This window comes from Armatimonadota bacterium, assembly GCA_020354555.1.
In the GTDB taxonomy this organism is placed as follows: Bacteria; Armatimonadota; Hebobacteria.
This window is the reverse complement of the sequence record CP070648.1, coordinates 1,081,770-1,102,973: the sequence shown is the minus strand read 5'-3', so window position 1 is coordinate 1,102,973 and position 21,204 is coordinate 1,081,770. Positions and strand designations below refer to the sequence as shown.

Below are 21,204 nucleotides of genomic sequence, written 5' to 3'. Positions count from 1 at the left end.
GCCTGATTACCCTTCGGGCTCATATTCGGTATCCCTCGAGTACACGTCTGATCGCCCCGGCTGATAGCGTCTGGTCAACCCCGCACCTTTTGCGATCTTCTCAATGAGCAAATTGTGATCCCGGACTCGCTGAGGCAGACGATGCCGTTCGCCGGAGGCGAGCCAGATGTAAGTGCGCGTTCCAAGCCAGAAGGACTTTCTAACCTCCAGCCGCTCAATCTGCTTCATGCCAATTTCATATTGGTTTCCGCGCCTGTCCCTTACGTGGATCGCAACAGCACCAACTTTCAATGAGAGCTCTCGGCCTAACCGGATGGCCCTTAGGGAGAGCCATCCGGTTCTAAGCATAAATATTGCAAGTACGGGCACCGCCGCCAATCCAAGTACTAGCTCCACGTCGCCGAAATAGTGGCCAAACAGCGCGAGCGACAGAGACCTAGTGGCGAGCCCCCACACCATGAGTCCGATGAAGAACACCCAGGATATGAGCATCAGCCCGCCTACGCCGTAACTCATGGCAGCGTTCAGATAAACAGCCCACAGAGCGAGCCATGGTGGTTTGGTGCAGAACTCCTCGCCGTCGACGGGCGTGGCAGACATGCTTCAGATCTCCGCAACTCGGAAGCCGGATTGAATGATCTCGACGAAAATGGGGACGTCACCTGTTCCCCGAAAGGATGGGGACAGCCACCTATTTCGCGCTGTGCGATCGGTGACGCGCACGTCTGAATCTCCGTGGGCGCGGAGGGCGAAGAAGCGAAGGATGCCCGCAGGCGCGAAGAGCGCGCGGGCCGGTGGGCGGGCGGAGGTCCGCTCGCCCGCAGGATGAGCCTGCGGCGGTATGATTGCGGCCTCTCGGCGGCAGGGCGCCACGTGCGGTATTCCCCCGCGCTCAGCGTGCCATCACGGCTGAGCCGTCGAATTTGTACCACTCCGGCAACCGGATGTCAAGGCCAGAGGCAGGACGAAGCCAGGCGGAAAGCGGCGCTGAAGCGCCGCACTCCAGAGCGGCACGGGTGTGTACTCCTTGACAGCGGCGGGAGCGCGCTGATATAATCGCAGCGGTGATGGAGCACGGCGTTGGCCGTGCTCTTATTCCTAGAGCCAAGGAGCCATCATCTTGCCGACGACGCTAGATCTGGATAAGCTCAAGGCGAGTTGCGACCTGCATAAGTTCCGCAGCTTCGAGCGGGAAATCGAACAAGCGGTCGACAGAGAAGCGCACGACCGCCGTCGCAACGCAGAGGAGGCAAAGCGGGCCCGCGAGAAGCGCGCTCGCAAGAAGCGCCTGAAGGCAGCCTCTCGGGCCTCGTATTGACGTGATTCCGTCGTCGACATGCGCCGTGCGGCCGTCAGGCCACGCAGTGCCGGCGCGCCGGCGAGGAGCACCCTGCGCCGGTCCGTAAGTTGCCGCGCGCACCTCATCGTCCGGTTGCCGCTCCGGCCGCAGGGGCGCCAGGAGAGGGCCCGCGAGCGAGGTCCGAGCGGCGCTGCGGAAGGCAGGGCTCGCAGCGGGATTCGGCGCCGGCGACGTCCGGTCTTCCCATCGAAACTTGCTGCGCAGAGTAGCGTTGGACGAGGAAATACTCGAACAGCTTCGCGCGCTCGTCAGGCTGGCGTCGGAGCATCGCCTGTCCGAATTGCGCGTGGAGAGCGCCGATGGTGCAGTGCGCGTGCGCCGCGGCGTTCCGCCTAGAGGCGCGAGGCGCGAGGCGAAGGCGGTCGTACCCCCCCGCGACCGTGTGGTGGAGATCCGCGCTCCCTTGGTTGGCGTCTTCTATCGCGCGCCCGCACCCGACGCGCCGTCCTACGTCGAGGTCGGCGACTGGATCGAGCCGGGTCAGAGCATCGGGCTGATCGAGGCGATGAAGGTCTTCAACGAGATCAACAGCGAAGTCGAAGGGCGTGTGGTCGCTATCCCCGTCGGGAACGGTGAACTGGTCGAGGCGGAGCAAGTGTTGATGATCGTCGAGCCCGCTGAGTGAGGCGCAGGCGATGGCCCGAGACGTGATCAGGATCGGCATTCTCGGATTCGGCAACGTGGGCGCCGGCGCCTACCAGGTGCTGGAGGCGAACGCCGACGCCATCGCCCTTAAGGTCGGCTCGCCACTGGAGGTCACCCGCGTGGCCGACATTGACTGGGAGCGGCCGCGGCCGGTTGACGTGCCTCGGGACAAACGCTCGTCCGACGCGCACGCGATCATCGAAGACCCCGCGATTGACATCATCGTCGAGACCATCGGCGGCACCGACCCCGCGCTCGACTTCATCCTCTCGGCGCTGCGCGCAGGCAAGTGCGTCGTTACCTCCAACAAGGAACTGATCGCCAAGCACGGGCGCGAGATCCTCGAGGAAGCCGACCGCCGCCGCCTGGACATCTACTTCGAGGGCGCGGTCGGAGGCGGTATCCCGATTATCCAGCCGCTCAAGCAATCCCTGGCGGCCAACCGCATCCGCAGCGTCATCGGCATCGTCAACGGCACGACGAACTACATCCTGACGCAAATGGCGACGGCGGGCCAGGACTTCGAGCAGGCCCTCGCCCAGGCGCAGGAAAACGGCTATGCGGAGCCCGACCCGACGGATGATATCGAGGGCAATGATGCCGCCAACAAGCTCGCCATTCTCGCCTCCATCGCCTTCAACAGCCGCGCAACGGTGGACAACATCTATCGCGAGGGCATCTCGCGCATCGCGCCCGCCGACATGGTCTATGCACACGAATTGGGGTACGTCATCAAGCTCCTCGCCATCGGACGCGACCGCGGCGACTCGGTGGAGCTGCGGGTGCATCCTGCCTTCCTGCCGCAAACCCATCCATTGGCAGCGGTAGGCGACGTCTTCAACGCGATCTTCGTCGAGGGCAGCGCGGTGGGCAGACTCATGTTCTACGGACGGGGGGCCGGGGCAGGGCCGACCGGCTCCGCGGTTGTCGGCGACATCATCGAGATCGCGCGCAACCTGAACGCGGGCGCGACGGGGCGCGTGCCGTGCACGTGCTTCGAGGCGCGGCCGATCACGGCCATGGACGAGGTCCGCGCCAAGCACTACGTCCGCATGCAGGTCCTGGATCGCCCGGGCGTCCTGGCCAAGATCGCGGCTGTGTTCGGCGAGGAGGGCGTGAGCCTCGCGTCGGTGGTGCAGAAAGCGGCGAGCGGCGAAGGGGCGGAGATCGTGTGGGTGACGCACGAATCGGTCGAACGGTCTGTGCGTCAGTCGCTGGAACGTATCGCCGCTCTGCCCGAGGTCGCCGAGGTGTCAAACTGGGTGCGCGTGGAGGAAGGATAGCGCATGTCCTACCGCGGGGTAATCGAGCGCTATCGGGATTTGCTTCCGGTCACGGATGCGACGCCGGTGGTGACGCTGCTGGAAGGCGATACCCCGCTCATCGAGGCTCCGCGGCTGGCGGAGGGGATCGGCCTGCCGCTGCGGCTCTATCTCAAGTACGAGGGCCTCAACCCCACCGGGTCGTTCAAGGATCGGGGCATGACGGTCGCGATTTCCAAGGCGGTGGAAGAGGGCTCGCAGGCGGTGATCTGCGCTTCGACCGGCAACACCGCGGCGAGCGCGGCGGCCTACGCCGCGCGCGCCGGGATGCGCTGCGCCGTGGTGATCCCGGAGGGTCACATCGCGATGGGCAAGCTGGCGCAGAGCATGATCCAGGGCGCGCAGGTGATGGAGCTGAAGGGCAACTTCGACGAATGCCTGCGGGTGGTGCGGGAAATCACCGAGCGCTACCCGATCACATTGGTCAACTCGCTGAATCCCAATCGCATCGAGGGGCAGAAGACCGGGGCCTACGAGATATGCGATACCCTCGGCGACGCGCCGGAATACCATGCATTGCCGGTGGGCAACGCAGGGAACATTACCGCGTACTGGAAGGGGTATAAGGAATACCAAGCGCTCGGCAGGGTGCCGCGCGTGCCGAAGATGCTCGGTTTCCAGGCGGAGGGAGCGGCGCCCATCGTGTGCGGGCATCCGATCGAGCGGCCGGAGACGATTGCAACCGCGATCCGGATCGGCAACCCGGCGAGTTGGCAGCAGGCCGAGGCTGCCCGCGACGAGTCCGGCGGAGTGATCGACACGGTGAGCGACGACGAAATCATCCTGGCTTATCGGATGCTGGCCAACCTGGAGGGGCTGTTCGTCGAGCCGGCGTCCGCGGCTTCGGTCGCCGGGGTGCGGAAGCTCGCGGCGAGCGGGTATTTCGACGGCGCCGCAGCCGACGCGCGGGTGGTATGCGTGCTCACGGGGCACGGGCTGAAGGATCCGGACCGAGCGATCGCGGTCGCCGAGGAGCCGCTGAGGATGCCGGCGCACACCGAGGCCGTCGCGGACGCTCTGCAACTGACGCAGGAGCCTACACAGGTAGCGTAGACCATGGGGAATCAAGCCCTGCTGCACACCAACCTGCCCGAGGTGCCGCTATTCAACCGCGGCAAGGTGCGCGACATCTACGATCTAGGCGAGCACCTGCTGATCGTCGCCACCGACCGGATATCCGCGTTCGACGTCGTCATGCCCAACGGCATTCCCGACAAGGGTAGGGTGCTGACCGGCCTGTCGCTGTTCTGGTGTCACAAGCTCGGCGACATCACTCCTCACCACGTCCTGGAGACGGACGTCGCGCGGTATCCCGACCCGCTGCCCAGTTGCCGCGACCAACTGGCGGGGCGCAGCATGCTCGTCAGGAAGACGAGCGTGCTGCCCGTCGAGTGCGTCGTGCGCGGGTACGCAGTGCTCGGCAGCGCGGGGTGGAAGGAGTATCGGGAGAAAGGGAGCATCTGCGGCATAGCCCTCGCCGCGGGGCTTCAGGAGTCGCAGCAGCTCCCGGAGCCGATATTCACGCCGACCACGAAGGCACAGTCCGGCCACGACGAGAACATCACGGCGTCACAGGCCGCTGACATCGTCGGCGAGGATGCGTTCCGCGAACTGCGCGACCGCAGTGTTGCGATTTACCGGTTCGCCGCCGATTATGCGCGCGAGCGCGGCATTATAGTGGCCGACACCAAGTTCGAGTTCGGCGTCGCGAGCGGCGGTGAGATCGTGCTGATTGACGAAGTGCTGACGCCGGACTCCTCTCGCTTCTGGGACGTGCAGGGCTATCGTCCCGGCGTCGGTCAGGACAGTTTCGACAAACAGTACGTGCGGGACTACCTTGAGACGGTCAAGTGGGACAAGGAGCCGCCGGCCCCTGAGCTGCCGCCGGAGGTCGTCGCCCGCACGCGCGAGAAGTATCTTGAGGCCTATCGCCGCTTGGTCGGCGAGGCACTTGACGTGAGCTGAGGGGACTTCATTCAGAGCCGCGAACGCATGGACGCAACAGGGCGTGCCGCGGTGGCGTGCCTCGTATGTACGCTCAAAGGGGGGGAGTGTCCCCATGCTGACGCCGGTTGCTTTTGCGACGCAAGCCCGGCATTTCAGCCTTGGCCGTGTGGATGGACATGATCGGCCGCCGAGATTGGGTAAGCCACGATGGAACGGTCCGACGTCGCAAGGAACTGGGCCGCTCCAGGGCGTGGGCGCAGAGCGAGAGGTCGTGCCATGCCGGCTTTCTCTCCAATCTCAAGGAGTCGTTCCTGATCTCGCTCACTCCGTGCCTTCAATCGTCTAGAAAGGGGGTAACGGACCTGCTTTCGCCGGAAGGCGGCACGCCGGCGGCATCGGTGTGTCACGCAGGGCCGCCAGAGACATCATCACATGAGATACGTTCTCCTCATTCCTGACGGCGCGGCGGACGAGCCGCGCGATGAACTCGATGGGCGCACGCCCCTGGCAGCGGCGGAAATGCCGGAGATGGACGCGCTCGCGGCGCAGGGCCAGGTTGGGCTGGTGCGAACCGTGCCGCCCGAGATTGACGTGCCGGGAAGCGATGTTGCCTGTTTGTCGCTGCTCGGCTACGATCCGCGCCGCTACTACACCGGGCGGGGCCCGCTTGAGGCCGTGAGCATGGGTGTGGACCTGGGGCCGGCGGATGTCGCGTTTCGCTGCAACTTGGTGACGTGCGGCGACGACATGACGATGCTGGACTACAGCGCGGGCGAAATCGAGACGCCGCTCGCACACCAGCTCATGGAGACGGTGTCGGACGAGCTGGGCACCCCGGAGCTCTGCTTCTTTCCGGGGATCAGCTATCGCCATCTGCTGGTGTGGCGCGACGGCCCCGCCGATGCGCACATGACGCCGCCCCACGACATCATGGGCCAGCCCATCGAGAAGCACCTGCCCGAAGGCGACGGCGCGGAACGGCTGATCCAGTTGATTCACGACTCGCACGAGCTGCTGAACGGGTTGGAGGTCAACCAGCGCTTGCGCGATGCGGGCAAGCACCCCGCGAACATGATCTGGCCGTGGGGGCAAGGGCGGCTGATGCGCCTGCCGGCCTTCGCGCTGCGCTGGGGCGTGCCTGGTTTCGCGGTGGCCGCGGTGGATCTGGTGCGCGGCATCGCCAAGGCGGCCGGTCTGAGCGCCCCTGAAATCCCGGGCGCCACCGGTAACCTCGACACCGACTTCGACGCCAAGGGGCGCGCGGCAGTTGCAGCTCTCGAGCGCTACGGTTTCGTGCTGGTCCACGTCGAGGCATCAGACGAAGCCAGCCACCAGGGCGACGTCGAGAAGAAGGTCTGGGCGCTGGAGCAGTTCGATCGCGAAGTCGTCGGGCAGGTTGCCGCCGCGCTCGGGCGCTTCAAGGAGTCCCGCGTCCTCATTGTCCCGGACCACGCGACGCCCATCGCCGTACGGACGCACAGCAAAGACCCGGTGCCGTTCCTGCTCGCGGGCACGGGCATCGCCCCGGACTCGGCGGATCGGTTTACCGAGGCCCTCGCCACCGACAGCGGCGTACTCGTGGAGGAAGGTCATCACCTCATAGAGCGTCTGCTCGGATAGACCGCGCGGCTCCATCCAAGGCCGCCAAGGGGACCGCAGGATGCTCTTGGACGTCGTCAGGAAGACCATAGATGACCACCACATGGTCGAGCGCGGAGACCGTGTACTCGTCGCGGTCTCGGGCGGGCCGGATTCCGTGGCGCTGCTCGACCTATTGAGCCAGCTGCGGGCGGAATACCAACTCACACTGCACGTTGCGCACCTCAACCACATGCTCCGGGCCGAGGCGGAGGAGGAAGCCGATTTCGTCCGCGAGCTGGCGGAGGAGATGGGGCTGTCGGTCACCGTGGAATCCGCCGACGTGCGCGCCCTGGCCGCCGAGGACAAGTCCTCGCTTGAACTCGCGGCGCGCAACGCGCGGCGCGAGTTTCTGCTGCGCGCCGCGGAATCGGCTCAAGCTCAGCGGATCGCGCTCGGCCATCACGCGGACGATCGCGTCGAGACCGTCCTCATGCGCATTCTGCGCGGCACCGGCGTGGACGGTTTGGCAGGCATACGGCCGAAGGCCGACCCTTTCATCCGCCCCCTGTTTGACGTGACGCGCCTGCAGATCGAGGACTACATCGCCGAGCGCGAACTGCCGTGCCGCGACGACCTGTCCAACCGCGACCCATCCTTCTTCCGCAACCGGATTCGATCGACGCTGCTCCCGGCGCTGGAGGACTTCCAGCCCGGCGTCAAGGGGGCCATCTTGCGTCTGTCGGAGCTTGCGGCGGAGGAAGCCGCCTGGCTCCGCGAGCAGGGCGCGGCGATTCTCGAGCGCGGCGTCGTCGAACGCGAGGCCAACGCCGTCGCGGTCCGGCTCGCCTCGGTTTCGCGTGCCGCCGTTCCGGTTCAGCGGCGCGTCCTGCGCGAGGCGATGCGCCTGCTGCTTGGGGATACGACGGACTTGGGGCACAATCACGTCGAGGCGGCGCTGCGGCTGGTGAACGACGGCAAAACCGGTGGCCGGGTACATCTGCCCCGTAATCTGACGATCGAGCGCGGGTACGGCAAGCTGACTCTGCGCATCGGCGAACCCGAAGCGGCCGAACCCGTGGGCGAATTCGTGCTGGCGGTGCCGGGCGCGACGGACGTCGCGCCGCTGGGGATCACCATGACCGCCGAAATCGTCCCGCGAGGGGAAACGGCTCCGGCGGCAGACGAGCCGCCGAGCGCGGCGCAGCTCGATCATGCGAATACGCCCCAGCCCTTGATGCTGCGCACGTGGCGCAAGGGAGATCGCTTCGTCCCGCTCGGCATGGACGGCTCCATGAAGCTGCACGATTTCTTCGTCAACGAGAAAGTTCCGCAGAGCGAGCGCGAGCGATTGCCCCTGGTCACCGCCGGGGGCGACATCGCCTGGGTCGTCGGCTGGCGGATTGACGACCGTTTCAAGGTGACTGACGCGACGGAGACGGTGCTGCGACTGCAGGTCAGACTCTCGCGCCGAGAGTCGGCACGCGCGGGGAACTCGATTCAGGCCTGAGCCGCATGGTCAAGCGGCGGAGGTCTCGCGGCGTGCCGCATCCCGCGGTTCGCGCAGCCACGCGGTCGCGCCGACCGCGATGGCTCCGCACAGAGCGGCGATGACGAAGACGACCTGGTAGGACGTCACCCGAATCAGCCAGCCCCCGATGATCGGAAGCAGCACGAGCGGCGCGCTCATGGCGTAGAGCAGCGCGACGTACGACGGCCGTTCTTCGTCCCCCACGAGTTCGAGCACGAAGTTCGTCGGCCCGATCCACGTTCCGTTGAATGTCGCGCCGAGCAGGAAGAAGGTCAGGGCGTAGCCGTAGGCCAGCGCGCCCGGAGTGTGCCGCGCCAGTACGAGCGGCACGAGCAGGGCGACGAGAGGCGTGCCGAGACTGCAGATCGTAGTGCCCTGGACGACCCGCTTGCTGCCGCGCCGATCCGACAGCAGTCCCCACACCATGCTGGAAACGATGCCGCCCGCCATCTGCGCTGATATGAAGAACCCCGCCATCGCCTCCGCCACCCCGAGCTTCTCAGTTGCGTAGACCGCATAGAACGGTACCGCCAGGGAGCCGACGCCGACGAGCGCCATGACCATGATGAGCCGCAGGAATTGCGGATTGCCGGCGAGCAGCCCCGGCGCATCGCGCAGCATCCGCCGCAGGCCGCGGCGCTCGGCGCGTACCGGCCGCACCGGCTCCCGGATCAGCGCCAGGAATACCCACGACACCATGATCAGGGCGAACTGGATGGTGAACAGCAGCGCATAATCTCTGGGATACGGCAGCCGCGGGTCATCGAGGATGCGGCGCACCGCGACGCCGGCGAGCACGGAAAGAGTGCCAGCAACGAGCTGCATTGTCCCGAAGAAGCGCCCGCGCAGGCGTGGGGGGATGGTTTTGGCACCGATATCGGTCCACGGCACCCCCGTCATGCCGTCGCTCAGGAAGAACAGGAAGTGCACGGCGAGAAGAACCGCGAGCACGAGGTGTGGGCGGCCCGCGAGTACCACGAGCGCGAACGGGATGAGCACAACGGGCAGTCGTCCCAGCAAACACACCTTCAGCATGAACGGCTTCTTGCGCGGCCGATGCTCTACCGCGCTGGCGACCGGAAGCTGTGGCAGCACCCACCCTGCCATTTGGAGCGCGATGACGAGGCCGACGAGCACGGTCGAGCCAGTAAGGCGCTCCACGAGCAAGGGGATGACGATCATCGGGCTGGCGAAGGCGAGGCCCGTCATGAACGCGCTGGCATCAGTGACGATGACGGTGAAGTTCCAGCGGGTGTGCGGGTACGCCGCGGCCGGCTCGGTAGGGCGCTCGGCAAGGTCGGGGGCGATATGGCTGACGCCGGAGGTGCCTGCCACGACGCGCTACCCGCCGATCTGGCACATGCTGGCGCGGACGACGTCGCCGGATGGGAGGCGTTCGCCGCCTTGCGGCTTGGTTACCCACGCCCGGCACAGGGCTTGTCCTATGGCATGGGGCTCAATCCGCGGGCGCAGCACGGGCATGAGGTCAATGTCAGGCGCAGAGAAGAGGCACTTGCGTATTTCGCCGCGGGCGGTCAGCCGCAGGCGGTTACAGCGGTCGCAAAATGGCTCGCTGAGCGGCGCGATTAGGCCCACCGACCCGGGTGCGCCGTCGAGCTGCCAATAGCGGGCCGGCCCTGCTCCGGCCACGACGTTCCCGGCGGGCGTCGCCCCCAGAGCCGTGATCACATCTGCGGCCGCAGGGCCGCCGCATGCCGACGGTGCACCCTCAATCATCGGCATGAGTTCGATGAAACGCACGTGTAACGGGAGCCTTCGAGCCAAGTCGAGGAATGAGGCCATCCAGTCGCGCAGTTCCTCTCCTCCACTGCGGCCGAGCATCACGGCGTTGACCTTGACCGGGCTCAACCCGGCTTCGAGCGCTGCATTCAGGCCCGCCAACGCGGCGCCCAGGTCGCCGCCGCGCGTGATTGCCGCGTATTCAGTTGGATCGAGGCTGTCTATGCTGACGTTGACGCGGTTGATACCCGCTCGCGCCAAGGGCGCCGCGGCACCGGCGAGCAACGCGCCGTTGGTGGTTAGGCTGATGTCTGCCGGCCCCTCGATGTCGCGCAGCAGAGCGACGAGGCCGGCCAGGTCGCGCCGCACCAGAGGCTCCCCGCCGGTGATGCGGACGCTGGTGACGCCAAGGCCGACCGCCGCGCGCACCACCGCCGCGATCTCCTCGTAGGTCAGTATGTCCTCGTGCCGCAGCAGGCGTATGCCCTCGGGCGGCATGCAGTAGCGGCACCGGAGATTGCAGCGGTCGGTGACCGATACACGCAGGTAGCGGAACGCGCGGTTGAAGGAATCGAGAATCGGCGGCTTACTGGAGTCAGTCGACGTCATTCGTCACTCAACTGTCATGCCAAGCGAAGCAGGGGCTGTTGCCTCCTGCTGGGACGCCGGCAGGATTCCGCGCTTCGCCCGGCATGACGGGTCCCGCGCTCAATCAAAGCACCCGAGCTGACAGCGCACAATGCGCACGCCGGCTCGGTTTGCGGCCTCGCCCACGACGCGGCGTGCGGCTCCCGTGCGCTCGGCGATCTCAAAACACTCGGCGCAGGTTATGGCTTCGCCGCCGCGTTTCTCTATCATGGCGGCTACGTCGTCGGGCACGACTATGTTCGGGTCGGGCTCCCCTTTTCCTCGCGGCATGGCACCTTTCTCCCGTGACCATCATCGCGGCGCGGAGATGCGAGACCAAGCGGCCGACTCACCGATCAGCAGCCGCGATCCTGTGCGGGCATGTGTAGACGTTCATCCGCTCATCGCGAAGAAACCCGACCAGGGTGAGTCTGCACCGCTCCGCGACGTCCACTCCCGCATCGGTGGCTGCCGACACGGAAGCGAGAATGGGCACGCCCCCGCGCGCGGCCTTGGTTACCATCTCGCGGCTCGCCCTGCCGGAAATGACCAGCACTTTGTCCGCCAGCGACTCCCCCGCCAGGAGACAGTGGCCGATCGCTTTATCCACGGCATTGTGGCGACCCACGTCCTCGCGAAGCGCTATGAGCCCGCCGTCCGCTGTGAATACGCCCGCGCCGTGGGTGCCGCCGGTTCGCGCGTATATCGTCTGGCCTGCCGAGAGTCCTTGCGCCATGCGCAGCAGCGCCTTGCTGGTCACGCTCGGCCCATCGCCCTCCAGCACCGGCAACTCCTCCTCGAGTTGCACCACACCGCCCGCCGTGCCGCGGGCGGTCACGCGGCCCGCGACGCTGAGCGACAGCTCAACGGGCACGACGATGCGGACCGCGTCGCCCTTCTCGGCATCGCCGCGCAGCCCCACGGACAGCAGGTCGGCTGCGCTGCGGATGAGCCCCTGTGTCAACGCGAGCCCGACCCCGAGTTCGTCCTCGTGGCCGGGCGAACACATCACGGCCGCCACCTCACGACCGTTGAGCGTGAAGCGCAGCCGGCGCTCCACCGCGAGCGCGTCTTCGATTTCCTCGGCGCCCTGCGGCGTCGCCCTGCGGATCCGGCGCACAGCCGTCGCGTCGTGATCGGTTAGATGCGTTGTCTCCTCGTCGGCCACAACGGATACTCCGGGGAAGCGGGAGGGCGTCGCCGCAGCAGGCAACACAAAACCAATTATACCTGGGCGGCGTCAAAAGTAAAGCGCCGCGAGTTGGAGATGTGGCAGACCGGTATCCAGCAGGTGCGGCGCAGGAGGGTCGCCCGGTGCAGCAAGCACTCGCGCAGACATCATCGGCAGGCCGATACCTCCCTGACAACGGGCACTGGCGGAGTTGGTGTGTGAACGCGGGTCCCGTAGATCCGGGAATCACGCTCACCGACTCCGTTCCAGAGGAGTCTCGGCTGCTTCTCCAATAGCGGAGACTCTGCAATTCTGCTATAATTCAAATGGATGCAGTTGGCGTCAGTCGGCACCTCGTGAGAGGACGCCGTTTCTGCTTCGAACGCTCGATTGAGCCGCGCGTCGGCGTGCGTGCGCACTCGCGCGGCCCACTACAGAAATGCAATCGGTTTTCACCAGCCTGTTCGACATAACGCGGCGCGATCTGCGGCGGATGTGGCCGATGGCGCGGCGCATCACGGCGCTGGAGCCGCAGATCCAGCAGCTCTCCGATGCCAAGCTGCGCGCCAAGACAGATGAGTTCAAGCAGCGTGTGGCGGACGGCGAGACGCTCGACGACTTGCTCGTCGAGGCCTTCGCGGTGGTGCGCGAAGCGGCGGTGCGCACGATCGGGATGCGCCACTTCGACGTCCAGCTCATCGGCGGCATGGTTCTCCACGAAGGCAAGATCGCCGAGATGAAGACGGGCGAGGGCAAGACGCTGGTAGCGACGCTGCCCATTTACCTCAACGCGCTCACCGGCAAGGGCACGCACCTCGCGACCCACAACGACTACCTGGCCAAGCGCGACCGGGAGTGGATGGGCCCGGTGTATGAGTTCCTCGGCCTGACCGTCGGTCTCGTCCAGCATGACATGGACGAGCAGACGCGCAAGGAGGCGTACCAGGCCGACATCACCTACGGAACGAACACCGAGTTCGGCTTTGACTACCTGCGCGACAACATGCGCACGACCCTCGAGCTGGTCGTGCAGCGCGGGCACACCTATGCCATTGTGGACGAGGTGGACAGCCTGCTGATTGACGAAGCGCGCACGCCGCTCATCATTTCCGGCCCCGGCCAGAAGCCGACGGCGCTGTACAAGCGTGTTGACGGCATCGTGCGCCGTCTCGCTCGCGAGCAGGACTATGTGGTGGACGAGAAAGCGAAGACGGCGACGCTCACCGACGAGGGAGTGCGCAAAGTCGAGGGGCTGCTCAACATCCAGAACCTGTCGGACCCGGAGAACGTGCATATCTTCCAGCACGTGAACGCGGCGATCCGCGCCCACGCCTGCTATAAGCTCGATGTTGATTACGTCGTGCGCGAGGGGCAGGTCATCCTGGTAGACGAGTTCACCGGGCGCCTGATGTTCGGCCGACGCTACGCCGAGGGGTTGCACCAGGCGATCGAGGCCAAGGAAGGCGTCAAGATCGAGCGCGAGAGCCAGACCTTGGCTACGGTGAGCATCCAGAACTACTTCCGCATGTATGACAAGCTGGCGGGCATGACCGGCACGGCCAAGACGGAGGAGCAGGAGTTCGCCAAGATCTACGGCCTGCCGGTGGTGGTTATCCCGACCAACAAGCCGATGATCCGCGCGGACAATCCGGATGTCGTTCACAAGACTGAAGAGGCGAAGTTCCGCGGCATCACCGGGGAGATCCTGCAGTTGCACAGCCGCGGGCAGCCGGTGCTGGTGGGGACGCGTTCGATTGAGGTCTCGGAGCACCTCGGCCAGCGATTGAGCGCGGAGAATCTCCAGCTCTTCGCGCGCCTGATGCTGCTCCACGATAAGCTGCTCGATACGCCGAAGCTGGATGAGTCGCAGAGCCGGGAGCTGCGCGCGGCCCTGCGGGAGCGTCTCAATGGCGTCGAGCGCGAGCGGGCGCGCCTGCAAGAAGCGGTGGAGATGTTCGAGCTCAACCCGTCCCGCCCGACGCCGCCGGAGGAGATGAAGCAAATCGAGCACCGACTCAAGCGGGTCGCCGCGACGGAGGCGGCGCTCGCCGGCGCGATCGAGAAGCTCGAAGCGGGCCAGGACTTGGGCGGAGAGATACGCCGCATCGCCGACCTCATCACCTACGAGAAGCTCGAGGACGTGCGGGTCGCGCGGCTGCCGGCGTTGTGCCAGGCGTTCGGCATCCCACCCGACCCGTGCGACGAGGACAACGTGCGCGCCCTGGCCGGCATCATCGGCCTCGATGGACACACCTACGACCTGCGTGCCGTGTTGCAGCAAGGCATCCCCCACCAGGTGCTCAACGCGAAGTATCACGAAATGGAGGCGCAGATCATCGCCCAGGCGGGACGGTCGGGCACGGTGACCATCGCCACCAACATGGCCGGGCGGGGCGTGGACATCTTGCTCGGCGGCAGTCGGGAGAAGGTGGCGGCCGACCTGCTCCGCGAGCGCGGCTCGGATCCGGACGGCGACGCGGCCGAGGAGATTCCGCAGGAGGAGTGGCAGCGCGCGCTCGCCGAGTCCAAGCAGATCTGCGAGGACGACCGGCAGCGGGTGCTCGAGTCGGGCGGGCTTCACATTCTCGGCACCGAGCGGCACGAGAGCCGGCGCATTGACAATCAGCTGCGCGGGCGCTCGGGCCGTCAGGGCGACCCCGGCTCGTCACGTTTCTACGTGTCGCTCGAAGACGAACTGATGCGCCTGTTCGCGCCGGAGCGTCTCGACTTCCTGCTCGGCGGGTGGGAGGAGTGCGCGCCGCTCGCATCCCGCATTGTCAGTCGCACGATCGAGAACGCCCAGCACAAGGTCGAGATCCACAACTTCTCCATGCGCCAGCACCTGCTGAAGTACGACGACGTCAAGAACCTCCAGCGCGAGGTCATTTACCGGCAGCGGCGCAAGGTGCTGGCGGGCGCCGATCTGCGCGAAAGCATCCTCGCTTCCCTGAGCGCGCTCGTCGAGAGTCGAGTGGGGGAGCACGCCAGTTCCGAGGTCCATCCCGGCGACTGGGACCTCGACATGCTTCACCAGTCGCTGTACGAGATCTTCCCCATCCACTTCTACATGCGTCCTGAGGATCTGCGCGAAATCCCGCCGCGCGATATCGTGGAGCGGATCCAAGAGCTTGCCGTGCAGGCCTATGAGGACCGCGAGCGACAACTCACGCCGGAGGTCGTGCGCGACTTGGAGCGGATGATCACCCTGCGCACGATAGACACCAAGTGGATTGACCACCTCGACTCCATGGATTTCCTCGAGGAGGGCATCGGGCTGCGCGGGTACGCCGGCGTGGACCCGCTGGTGGCGTTCCAGAAGGAGGCGTACACGGAGTGGGAAGCGCTGCAGGCGACGATGCAGGAGGAGATCGTCAAGCTGCTCTTCCGCGTCGAGGTCGTCAAGGAGCGCGTGCGCCCGCAGCCGTCGCCGTTCCAGCACATGCACGCCAGCCACGGCGGCGACGAGGAGCCTCAACAGCGGCAACCGGAGCGCGTCAAGAAGAAAGTCGGCCGCAACGATCCGTGTCCGTGCGGCAGCGGCAAGAAGTACAAGAAGTGCTGCCTGAACAAGGCGTAGCGGCCTCCGTACCGGCCAGGCCGAGTCATTCGGAGGAGCGATCGCCGCTGCCAATCGTGCACCAACAGGAGACCACCTTATGACGACCCAGGAACTGATCGAAGCCGCCCGCGGCCTGATGCGGCGCCTCGAAGAGCTGCGAGACGGTCTTTGACCTCGATCAGCGACGGCGCGAACTGGCGGAGTTGGAGAACAAGAGCAGCGATCCCGACCTGTGGCAGAATCCCGAGGAGGCGCAGAAGCTTCTCTCTGAGATCTCGCGGCGCAAGCAGGAACTCGCGCCGTGGGACGACCTGACGCGGCGCGGGGAGGACGTGCAAGTGCTCGCCGAACTCGCACAGGAGGAGAAGGACGCGGCCGCCGCACGCGAGGCCGAGCAGGCACTCGAGGAGTTGCGCGGGCGTCTGCGCGAGATGGAGACAGCGGCGCTGCTGTCGGGCGAGTACGACCGCAGCAACGCCATCATATCGATTAACGCGGGCGCCGGCGGCACCGAGTCGTGCGACTGGGTGGACATGCTCACGCGCATGTACTTCCGTTGGGCGGAGGATCGAGGTTATTCCGTGGAGATGATAGACCGCACGCCGGGCGAGTCGGCGGGGAGCCGCAGCATGACCGCGGTGATCTCCGGCCCGCACGCGTACGGCTATCTCAAGGCCGAGCGTGGGGTGCACCGCCTGGTGCGGCTGTCGCCCTTCGACGCGGCCCATCGGCGCCACACGTCCTTCGCGTCCGTGGACGTCATCCCCGAGGTCGAGCGCGAGGAGGAAGTGGAGATCAACCCCGACGATCTGCGCGTCGACACGTTTCGCGCGACCGGCGCCGGCGGGCAGCACGTCAACAAGACGGACTCCGCAGTGCGCATCACGCACGTCCCGACAGGGATCGTCGTCCAATCGCAGAACGAGCGGTCGCAGCACCAGAACCGGGTCAACGCGATGAAGGTGCTCAAGGCGCGGCTCCTGGAGCGCAAGATCGAGGAGCAGGAACGCAAGCTCGCCGAGATGCGCGGGGAGCCGAGCGAGATCGCCTGGGGCAACCAGATTCGCTCGTACGTTTTGCAGCCCTACGTCATGGTGAAGGATCACCGAACTGGGTATCAGACAGGTAACGCTGAAGCAGTGCTCGAGGGCGACGTTGACCAGTTCATTCGCGCGTACCTGGAGCACCGGGCAGGCGGCCGACATGACAGAGATGATAAGAAAAGCGCTGGTTAGCTTCGCGGCCTGCGTCGCGCTCATCGGGGCGCAGGGAGGCGCGTGGTCGCAGGAGACCGCGCGCTTGACGGTGCCGCTCGATGGCACGAAGAACGCGGTAGCGGAGACCAACCTCGGCAACCTGGTGGCCGACGCCGTGCGCGCGGCGACCACGGCCGACTTCGCCTTCATCCAGGCGAGCGCCCTGCAGCCGGTCACCGTCCCGCCCGGCGATGTGACTGTGGAGGCGCTGCGCGCGATGCTCGTGTTCCCCGACGAGCCGATCAGCGTGGTGCGACTGGACGCGGCGCGTATTCAGGATGCGCTGGAGCGGTCATTGGCGCTGCTCCCCCACCCCAACAAGGGGTTCCTTCACGTTTCGCGGCTCCGGCTATCGTTCGACCAGACCGCGTCACCCGGCGCGAGGCTTCGCGGTCTCGTCGCAGTGCAGACGAACGCAGCGCTGGCGCAGGACAAGACGTACCGCGTCGCCATGCCCCGGTCGCTTGCCCGAGGAGCCCTGGGATACTTCCGCGTGTTTAACTCGGCCCCGAGTGAGCACACAGAAGTCACGCTCGCGCAGGCGCTGACCGCCTTTGCCGTCGCCACCAAGCCACTCGCGCCGCGTATCGAGGGGCGCATCAAGCCGGTTCAGCTGGAGCAGTGAGGTCCGCCGTCGGCGACCCCGGGGCGGCCTGCCCCTCCAGGCTTCACACCCATCTTCGCCACCATCCGTTCCTTCCGCCGCTGTCAGCCCTGAGCCCCATCCCAGTGAGATCGGGAGGAACACCCTCTCGTGCGTGGAATCAACCTGGCGCGGCCAAGTATCGGCTCGCCGGTTCGGTCAGCACATGTCCACGGGAGTGATTCAGATGAGATCAGCCGCCATCGCAGTCGTCGCCATCACTCTGGCGGTCGCCGCGTTGCCCGCCAATGCGGTAACGTGGATGACGGTCAACGGCGCAACCAGCGGAACGATCAACACTCCGCGCAACATCACCATGCGCTGCGACACGAGCACCGGGGCGCGCGTGCGCTTTGTGCTGGGCTCCGACCTGGACTCCAGCGGCCAACTGGAGGCGGGGGAGCCTGTGCTCGTGGGCATCAGCAGCGTCCGCGACGGCAGTTGGACGGATGAAGAGCCCGCGAGCGGTGTCCTGCAAGTCACGGAGTATCTTCCGATCCGGGTCGGCGGATCGGTGGTCGTGCAGGCCGTGGATCAGGACGGCACCACCGTCGGCCACGGCTTCTCGCTGAACTACACCCATCCCGCCCAATCGGTCTCGGGTACGGTGCTCTACGATGACGGCACGCCGGCCGCCGGGGTCGCAGTTGCGGCGATCACGGAAGGCGAGCCAGCCGCGATGTATTTCACGAACGCCGCGGGCAACTACGCGCTCTTCCTGCAACCGGGGCAACACGCAATCGGCGCGTTGCCCAACATCGAGGGCGCGTTCTCCCGCAGCCTGCGCGGGGTGCCCGTGTTGGACTGGATTGACCTCAGCGCGGGCGAGGCGAAGACGGGGCTGAACTTCACCATGCATGTGGGCTCCGGGCCGGACATCGCCGGCACGGTGACGGAGGGCGATACGAGCCGCCCCGTCCCCGGCGCGCTCGTGGAGACCTGGGACACGTCCACCGGCGAGCAGGTCGCGGCTTTCACCGACATCGCGGGCAACTACAGCCTGCGCGTCTTCCCGGGAGACTGGAATGTGGGGACGTGGGTGGAGGCGCATGGGCCCTATGGCAGGCCCACGGGCAAGCTTGTTACCGTCGGGTCGAGCGACGTGACGGTGAATTTCAGCCTGCCGCGGTATGCCAACCGCGTTTACGGCATTGTCACGGGGCCCGGAGGGGTCGTCCCGCCCGATGCATGGGTGTGGGCGAAGCTTCCCACCCAGGGCACGGAGCAGTTCGAGATTCCAGTCAACGGCGCGGGACGCTACGAACTCTGGCTGCCGGGCGGTACGTACTACGTCGCACCCTTTGACGAGGGTGGCCACTATACGCTGCTGATGACGGATGTCGCGCTAGTCACGGTGCCCGGCGACCAGCGCAGGGATTTCAGCATGCAGTCGTGCCCGTACACTGTAAGCGGTCGCGTGACCTTCACCGGAACGAGCACCGGCATGCCGTGGACCGAGCTCTACCTCGAGGAAACCGGCGGCACGTATGTCGGCGGTTTCTACACCACGACGGACGGACAGGGCTATTACGCGGTTCACGTGCCGGCCGGCACTTTCAACGGCTACGCGTACAACTGGATGTACGAGGCCGGCGCCGGGCCGGTGATGATCCCCTTCCCGCCCGGCCAAAGCAGCGTTGATATCGAGCTAACACCAAGTCATTCGGCGCCGACGCTCAGCGCCGCGGCAGTGGACCCGGTAAGCGGCGGCATCGGCGGGCAGGTCTTCACGTTCAGCGTGACCTACACGTCGGCGGACGACACAGGTCCCAATGACGTGTACGTGGTGATCGACGGCTGGCCGCGGCCCATGGCGCCTGCGGATGAAGGTGACGGGGACTTCACGGACGGCAACGCATACTCCTACGAAACCACGCTCAGCAGCGGCGGGCATTCGTTCTACTTCGGCGCGCTGGACTGGAATATGCTGGAGGCGCGGCTGCCCACATCGGGCACGCTGAGCGTCACCGCCCAACCCGGGGGCACGATCGCCGGTACGGTGACCGTCGCCGGCGCGGGCACGCCGGTGGCCGGCGCGTTGGTTGAAGCGATGTCCGGCGCCATCGCTTTGGGCTCCGATACGACCGATGCGACCGGCGCTTACAGCGTTGCGCTGCAGCCCGGCACATACTCAATGATTGTCTCAGCGCCGGGCTATATCAAGACGACCCGCAGCAGTGTTACCGTGGTCGCCGACCAGACAAACACGCAGAACTTCGCGCTGAGCCAGTCGGCGATCATCACGGGCTGGGTCATCGCTGACCCTGATGGCATCATGAGTGCGCAGGGCCGGGCTCTGGTTACGCCTTTGCCAGGCACGTTGGTCGAAGCCAAGTTGGGCGGCGTTGTCAGGGGCAGTGCGTATACAGACGAATGGGCGACCTACCGCATCGACACCAACCTCCCGGCAGGCAGCTACACCATCGTCGCGAGCAAGCGCTACTACGATACGTTCGCCTACGACGGCGTGACGCTTACTCCCGGCGAGACCGTGGAACAGAACTTCGGCCTCAGCCCGACGGGTGAGCTGAAAGGCCAGGTGCGCATTGCCGGCACCACGACTAACATCGTCGGCGCGGAGGTCACGGCGTACCTCGGCACGACTCCGGTCGCCTCGGGGACGACCGCCGCCAACGGCATTTACGAGATCACGCAGAAGCTGCGGGAGGGCAACTATACAGTCGTCGCAAGCGGGGACGGTTTCCTAAGCCAGACCAAGATCAGCATCTTCGTTACCGAGGGTGCCACCAGTTACTGCAACTTCAACCTGAGCGCGTCGGGGACGCTCATGGGCCAGGTCAAGGCCAAGGCCGCGAGTACCCCGATAAACGGCGCGCAGGTCGAGGCGTATCTCGGCGGTGCGCTCAAGGCCACCGCGTGGACGGGTCCCAACGGAGTCTATACGCTCGCCAGGGACCTGCCGACCGGGAGCTACGTCGTCAAGGCGAGCAAGGCCGGGTATGTGAGCCAGACCAAAGCCGGCATCGGCGTCACTGAGGGCAGCACGAGCTACTGCAACTTCTTCCTCGACCAATCCGGCGCGCTCAAAGGGCAGGTGCGCGTGGCGGGCACGACGACCACCATCGCGGGGGCCACTGTGACGGCCTACGTGGACGACGAGGTAAAGGGCGTGGCGACGACAGACGCCAGCGGCATATACGAGATCGCGGCGAACCTGCCGCCGGGCCTATACAAGGTGGCTGCCGCCAAGTCGGGGTACGTACGCCAGACCAAGTGGAACATCACCGTGACCGCCGGCGTGACCACGTTCGTCAACTTCGCGCTCGAGGTCTCGGGCACGTTGAAGGGCCAGGTGCGCGACGCGACCGCGGATGCGCCGCTGGCGGGCGCGACGGTTGACGTGTTCGACTACGGCGCCGTCTGGACGAGCGGCACGAGCCAGCCGCCGTACGGGATCTACGAGATCAACCAGGATCTCGCAACTGGCTCATATCTCGTGCGTGCATCCAAGACGGGGTACGTGCGCCAGTACAAGTTCGGCGTCGGCATCACGTCCGGGTCCACCACGTTCGTCAACTTCAGCCTCGAGCGCTCCGGCAAGCTCAGGGGGCAAGTCAAGGATGGCGTGTCGGGGACGCCGATTGTGGGCGCGACGGTGGTCGCGCGGAGCGGCGGCGTCATGTGGGCGACGGCGACGACGACCGCCCCGTGGGGGATCTACGAGATGGACAGCGACCTGCCGCCTGCGACGTACGTCGTCGGGGCAAGCAAGAGCGGTTATCTCGGGCAGACCAGGAAGGACATCCCCGTCGCCGGCGGCGCGACGACGTACGTGAATTTCAACCTTCAGCCGCAGTAGATCGG

16 protein-coding genes are annotated in these 21,204 nt (G+C 66.1%); 11 read left to right on the top strand and 5 right to left on the bottom strand.

The window, feature by feature from the left end:
* Positions 1–6: 6 nt before the first annotated feature.
* Positions 7–600: a hypothetical protein gene (locus tag JSV65_04515; GenBank protein UCH35618.1), complete on the bottom strand. Its 594-nt coding sequence runs from the start codon at positions 598–600 to the stop codon at positions 7–9.
* A 520-nt stretch (positions 601–1,120) separates the two neighbouring features.
* Between JSV65_04515 and JSV65_04510 the strand changes: the two genes are divergently transcribed.
* The 7 genes from JSV65_04510 to tilS all read left to right on the top strand — a co-directional run bounded on the left by JSV65_04510 (position 1,121) and on the right by tilS (position 8,362).
* Entirely contained in the window at positions 1,121–1,318 is a 198-nt protein-coding gene (locus JSV65_04510) for a hypothetical protein (protein UCH35617.1), read from the top strand.
* A gap of 265 nt (positions 1,319–1,583) precedes the next feature.
* Positions 1,584–1,985 carry a biotin carboxyl carrier domain-containing protein gene (locus tag JSV65_04505; GenBank protein ID UCH36700.1) on the top strand — a complete coding sequence of 134 codons (402 nt, stop codon included), beginning with the start codon at positions 1,584–1,586 and terminating at the stop codon, positions 1,983–1,985.
* A gap of 10 nt (positions 1,986–1,995) precedes the next feature.
* On the top strand, positions 1,996–3,288 hold the full coding sequence (locus tag JSV65_04500) for a homoserine dehydrogenase (GenBank protein ID UCH35616.1): 1,293 nt from the start codon (positions 1,996–1,998) through the stop codon (positions 3,286–3,288).
* 3 nt (positions 3,289–3,291) lie between these two features.
* A complete protein-coding gene (locus JSV65_04495) occupies positions 3,292–4,380 on the top strand; it encodes a threonine synthase (GenBank protein UCH35615.1) in 1,089 nt (362 codons plus the stop codon).
* Between the two features lie 3 nt (positions 4,381–4,383).
* On the top strand, positions 4,384–5,292 hold the full coding sequence (locus JSV65_04490; protein UCH35614.1) for a phosphoribosylaminoimidazolesuccinocarboxamide synthase: 909 nt from the start codon (positions 4,384–4,386) through the stop codon (positions 5,290–5,292).
* 414 nt (positions 5,293–5,706) lie between these two features.
* Entirely contained in the window at positions 5,707–6,894 is a 1,188-nt protein-coding gene (locus tag JSV65_04485; GenBank protein ID UCH35613.1) for a cofactor-independent phosphoglycerate mutase, read from the top strand.
* A gap of 40 nt (positions 6,895–6,934) precedes the next feature.
* The gene (gene tilS / locus JSV65_04480; GenBank protein UCH35612.1) at positions 6,935–8,362 is read left to right on the top strand and encodes a tRNA lysidine(34) synthetase TilS; all 1,428 of its coding nucleotides are present in this window, start codon (positions 6,935–6,937) and stop codon (positions 8,360–8,362) included.
* A gap of 9 nt (positions 8,363–8,371) precedes the next feature.
* On the opposite strand, the gene JSV65_04475 is transcribed toward tilS, so the two are convergent.
* The 4 genes from JSV65_04475 to fdhD all read right to left on the bottom strand — a co-directional run bounded on the left by JSV65_04475 (position 8,372) and on the right by fdhD (position 11,918).
* Positions 8,372–9,718, bottom strand: coding sequence for an MFS transporter (locus JSV65_04475; protein ID UCH35611.1), 1,347 nt, complete (start codon positions 9,716–9,718; stop codon positions 8,372–8,374).
* Between the two features lie 6 nt (positions 9,719–9,724).
* Positions 9,725–10,732 carry a GTP 3',8-cyclase MoaA gene (gene moaA / locus JSV65_04470; GenBank protein UCH35610.1) on the bottom strand — a complete coding sequence of 336 codons (1,008 nt, stop codon included), beginning with the start codon at positions 10,730–10,732 and terminating at the stop codon, positions 9,725–9,727.
* A 99-nt stretch (positions 10,733–10,831) separates the two neighbouring features.
* Entirely contained in the window at positions 10,832–11,041 is a 210-nt protein-coding gene (locus tag JSV65_04465; protein UCH35609.1) for a hypothetical protein, read from the bottom strand.
* 58 nt (positions 11,042–11,099) lie between these two features.
* The gene (gene fdhD, locus JSV65_04460; protein ID UCH35608.1) at positions 11,100–11,918 is read right to left on the bottom strand and encodes a formate dehydrogenase accessory sulfurtransferase FdhD; all 819 of its coding nucleotides are present in this window, start codon (positions 11,916–11,918) and stop codon (positions 11,100–11,102) included.
* Between the two features lie 442 nt (positions 11,919–12,360).
* Here fdhD and secA point away from each other — a divergent pair, with 442 nt between their 5' ends.
* The 4 genes from secA (at position 12,361) to JSV65_04440 (ending at position 21,199) form a co-directional block, all read left to right on the top strand.
* Positions 12,361–15,498 (top strand): preprotein translocase subunit SecA, encoded by a 3,138-nt coding sequence (gene secA / locus JSV65_04455; protein UCH35607.1) that lies wholly within the window; start codon positions 12,361–12,363, stop codon positions 15,496–15,498.
* 79 nt (positions 15,499–15,577) lie between these two features.
* Positions 15,578–16,715 (top strand): peptide chain release factor 2 gene (prfB, locus tag JSV65_04450; protein UCH35606.1). Its coding sequence is split into 2 segments (ribosomal slippage): positions 15,578–15,649 and positions 15,651–16,715, totalling 1,137 coding nucleotides; the frame shifts between segments, so codons are not numbered across the junction.
* Entirely contained in the window at positions 16,684–17,361 is a 678-nt protein-coding gene (locus JSV65_04445; protein ID UCH35605.1) for a 5'-nucleotidase C-terminal domain-containing protein, read from the top strand. The genes prfB and JSV65_04445 overlap by 32 nt, the downstream gene beginning before the upstream one ends.
* Before the next feature lie 205 nt (positions 17,362–17,566).
* Positions 17,567–21,199, top strand: a complete 3,633-nt coding sequence (locus JSV65_04440; protein ID UCH35604.1) for a carboxypeptidase regulatory-like domain-containing protein — start codon at positions 17,567–17,569, stop codon at positions 21,197–21,199.
* The last annotated feature ends 5 nt before the right edge of the window (positions 21,200–21,204 follow it).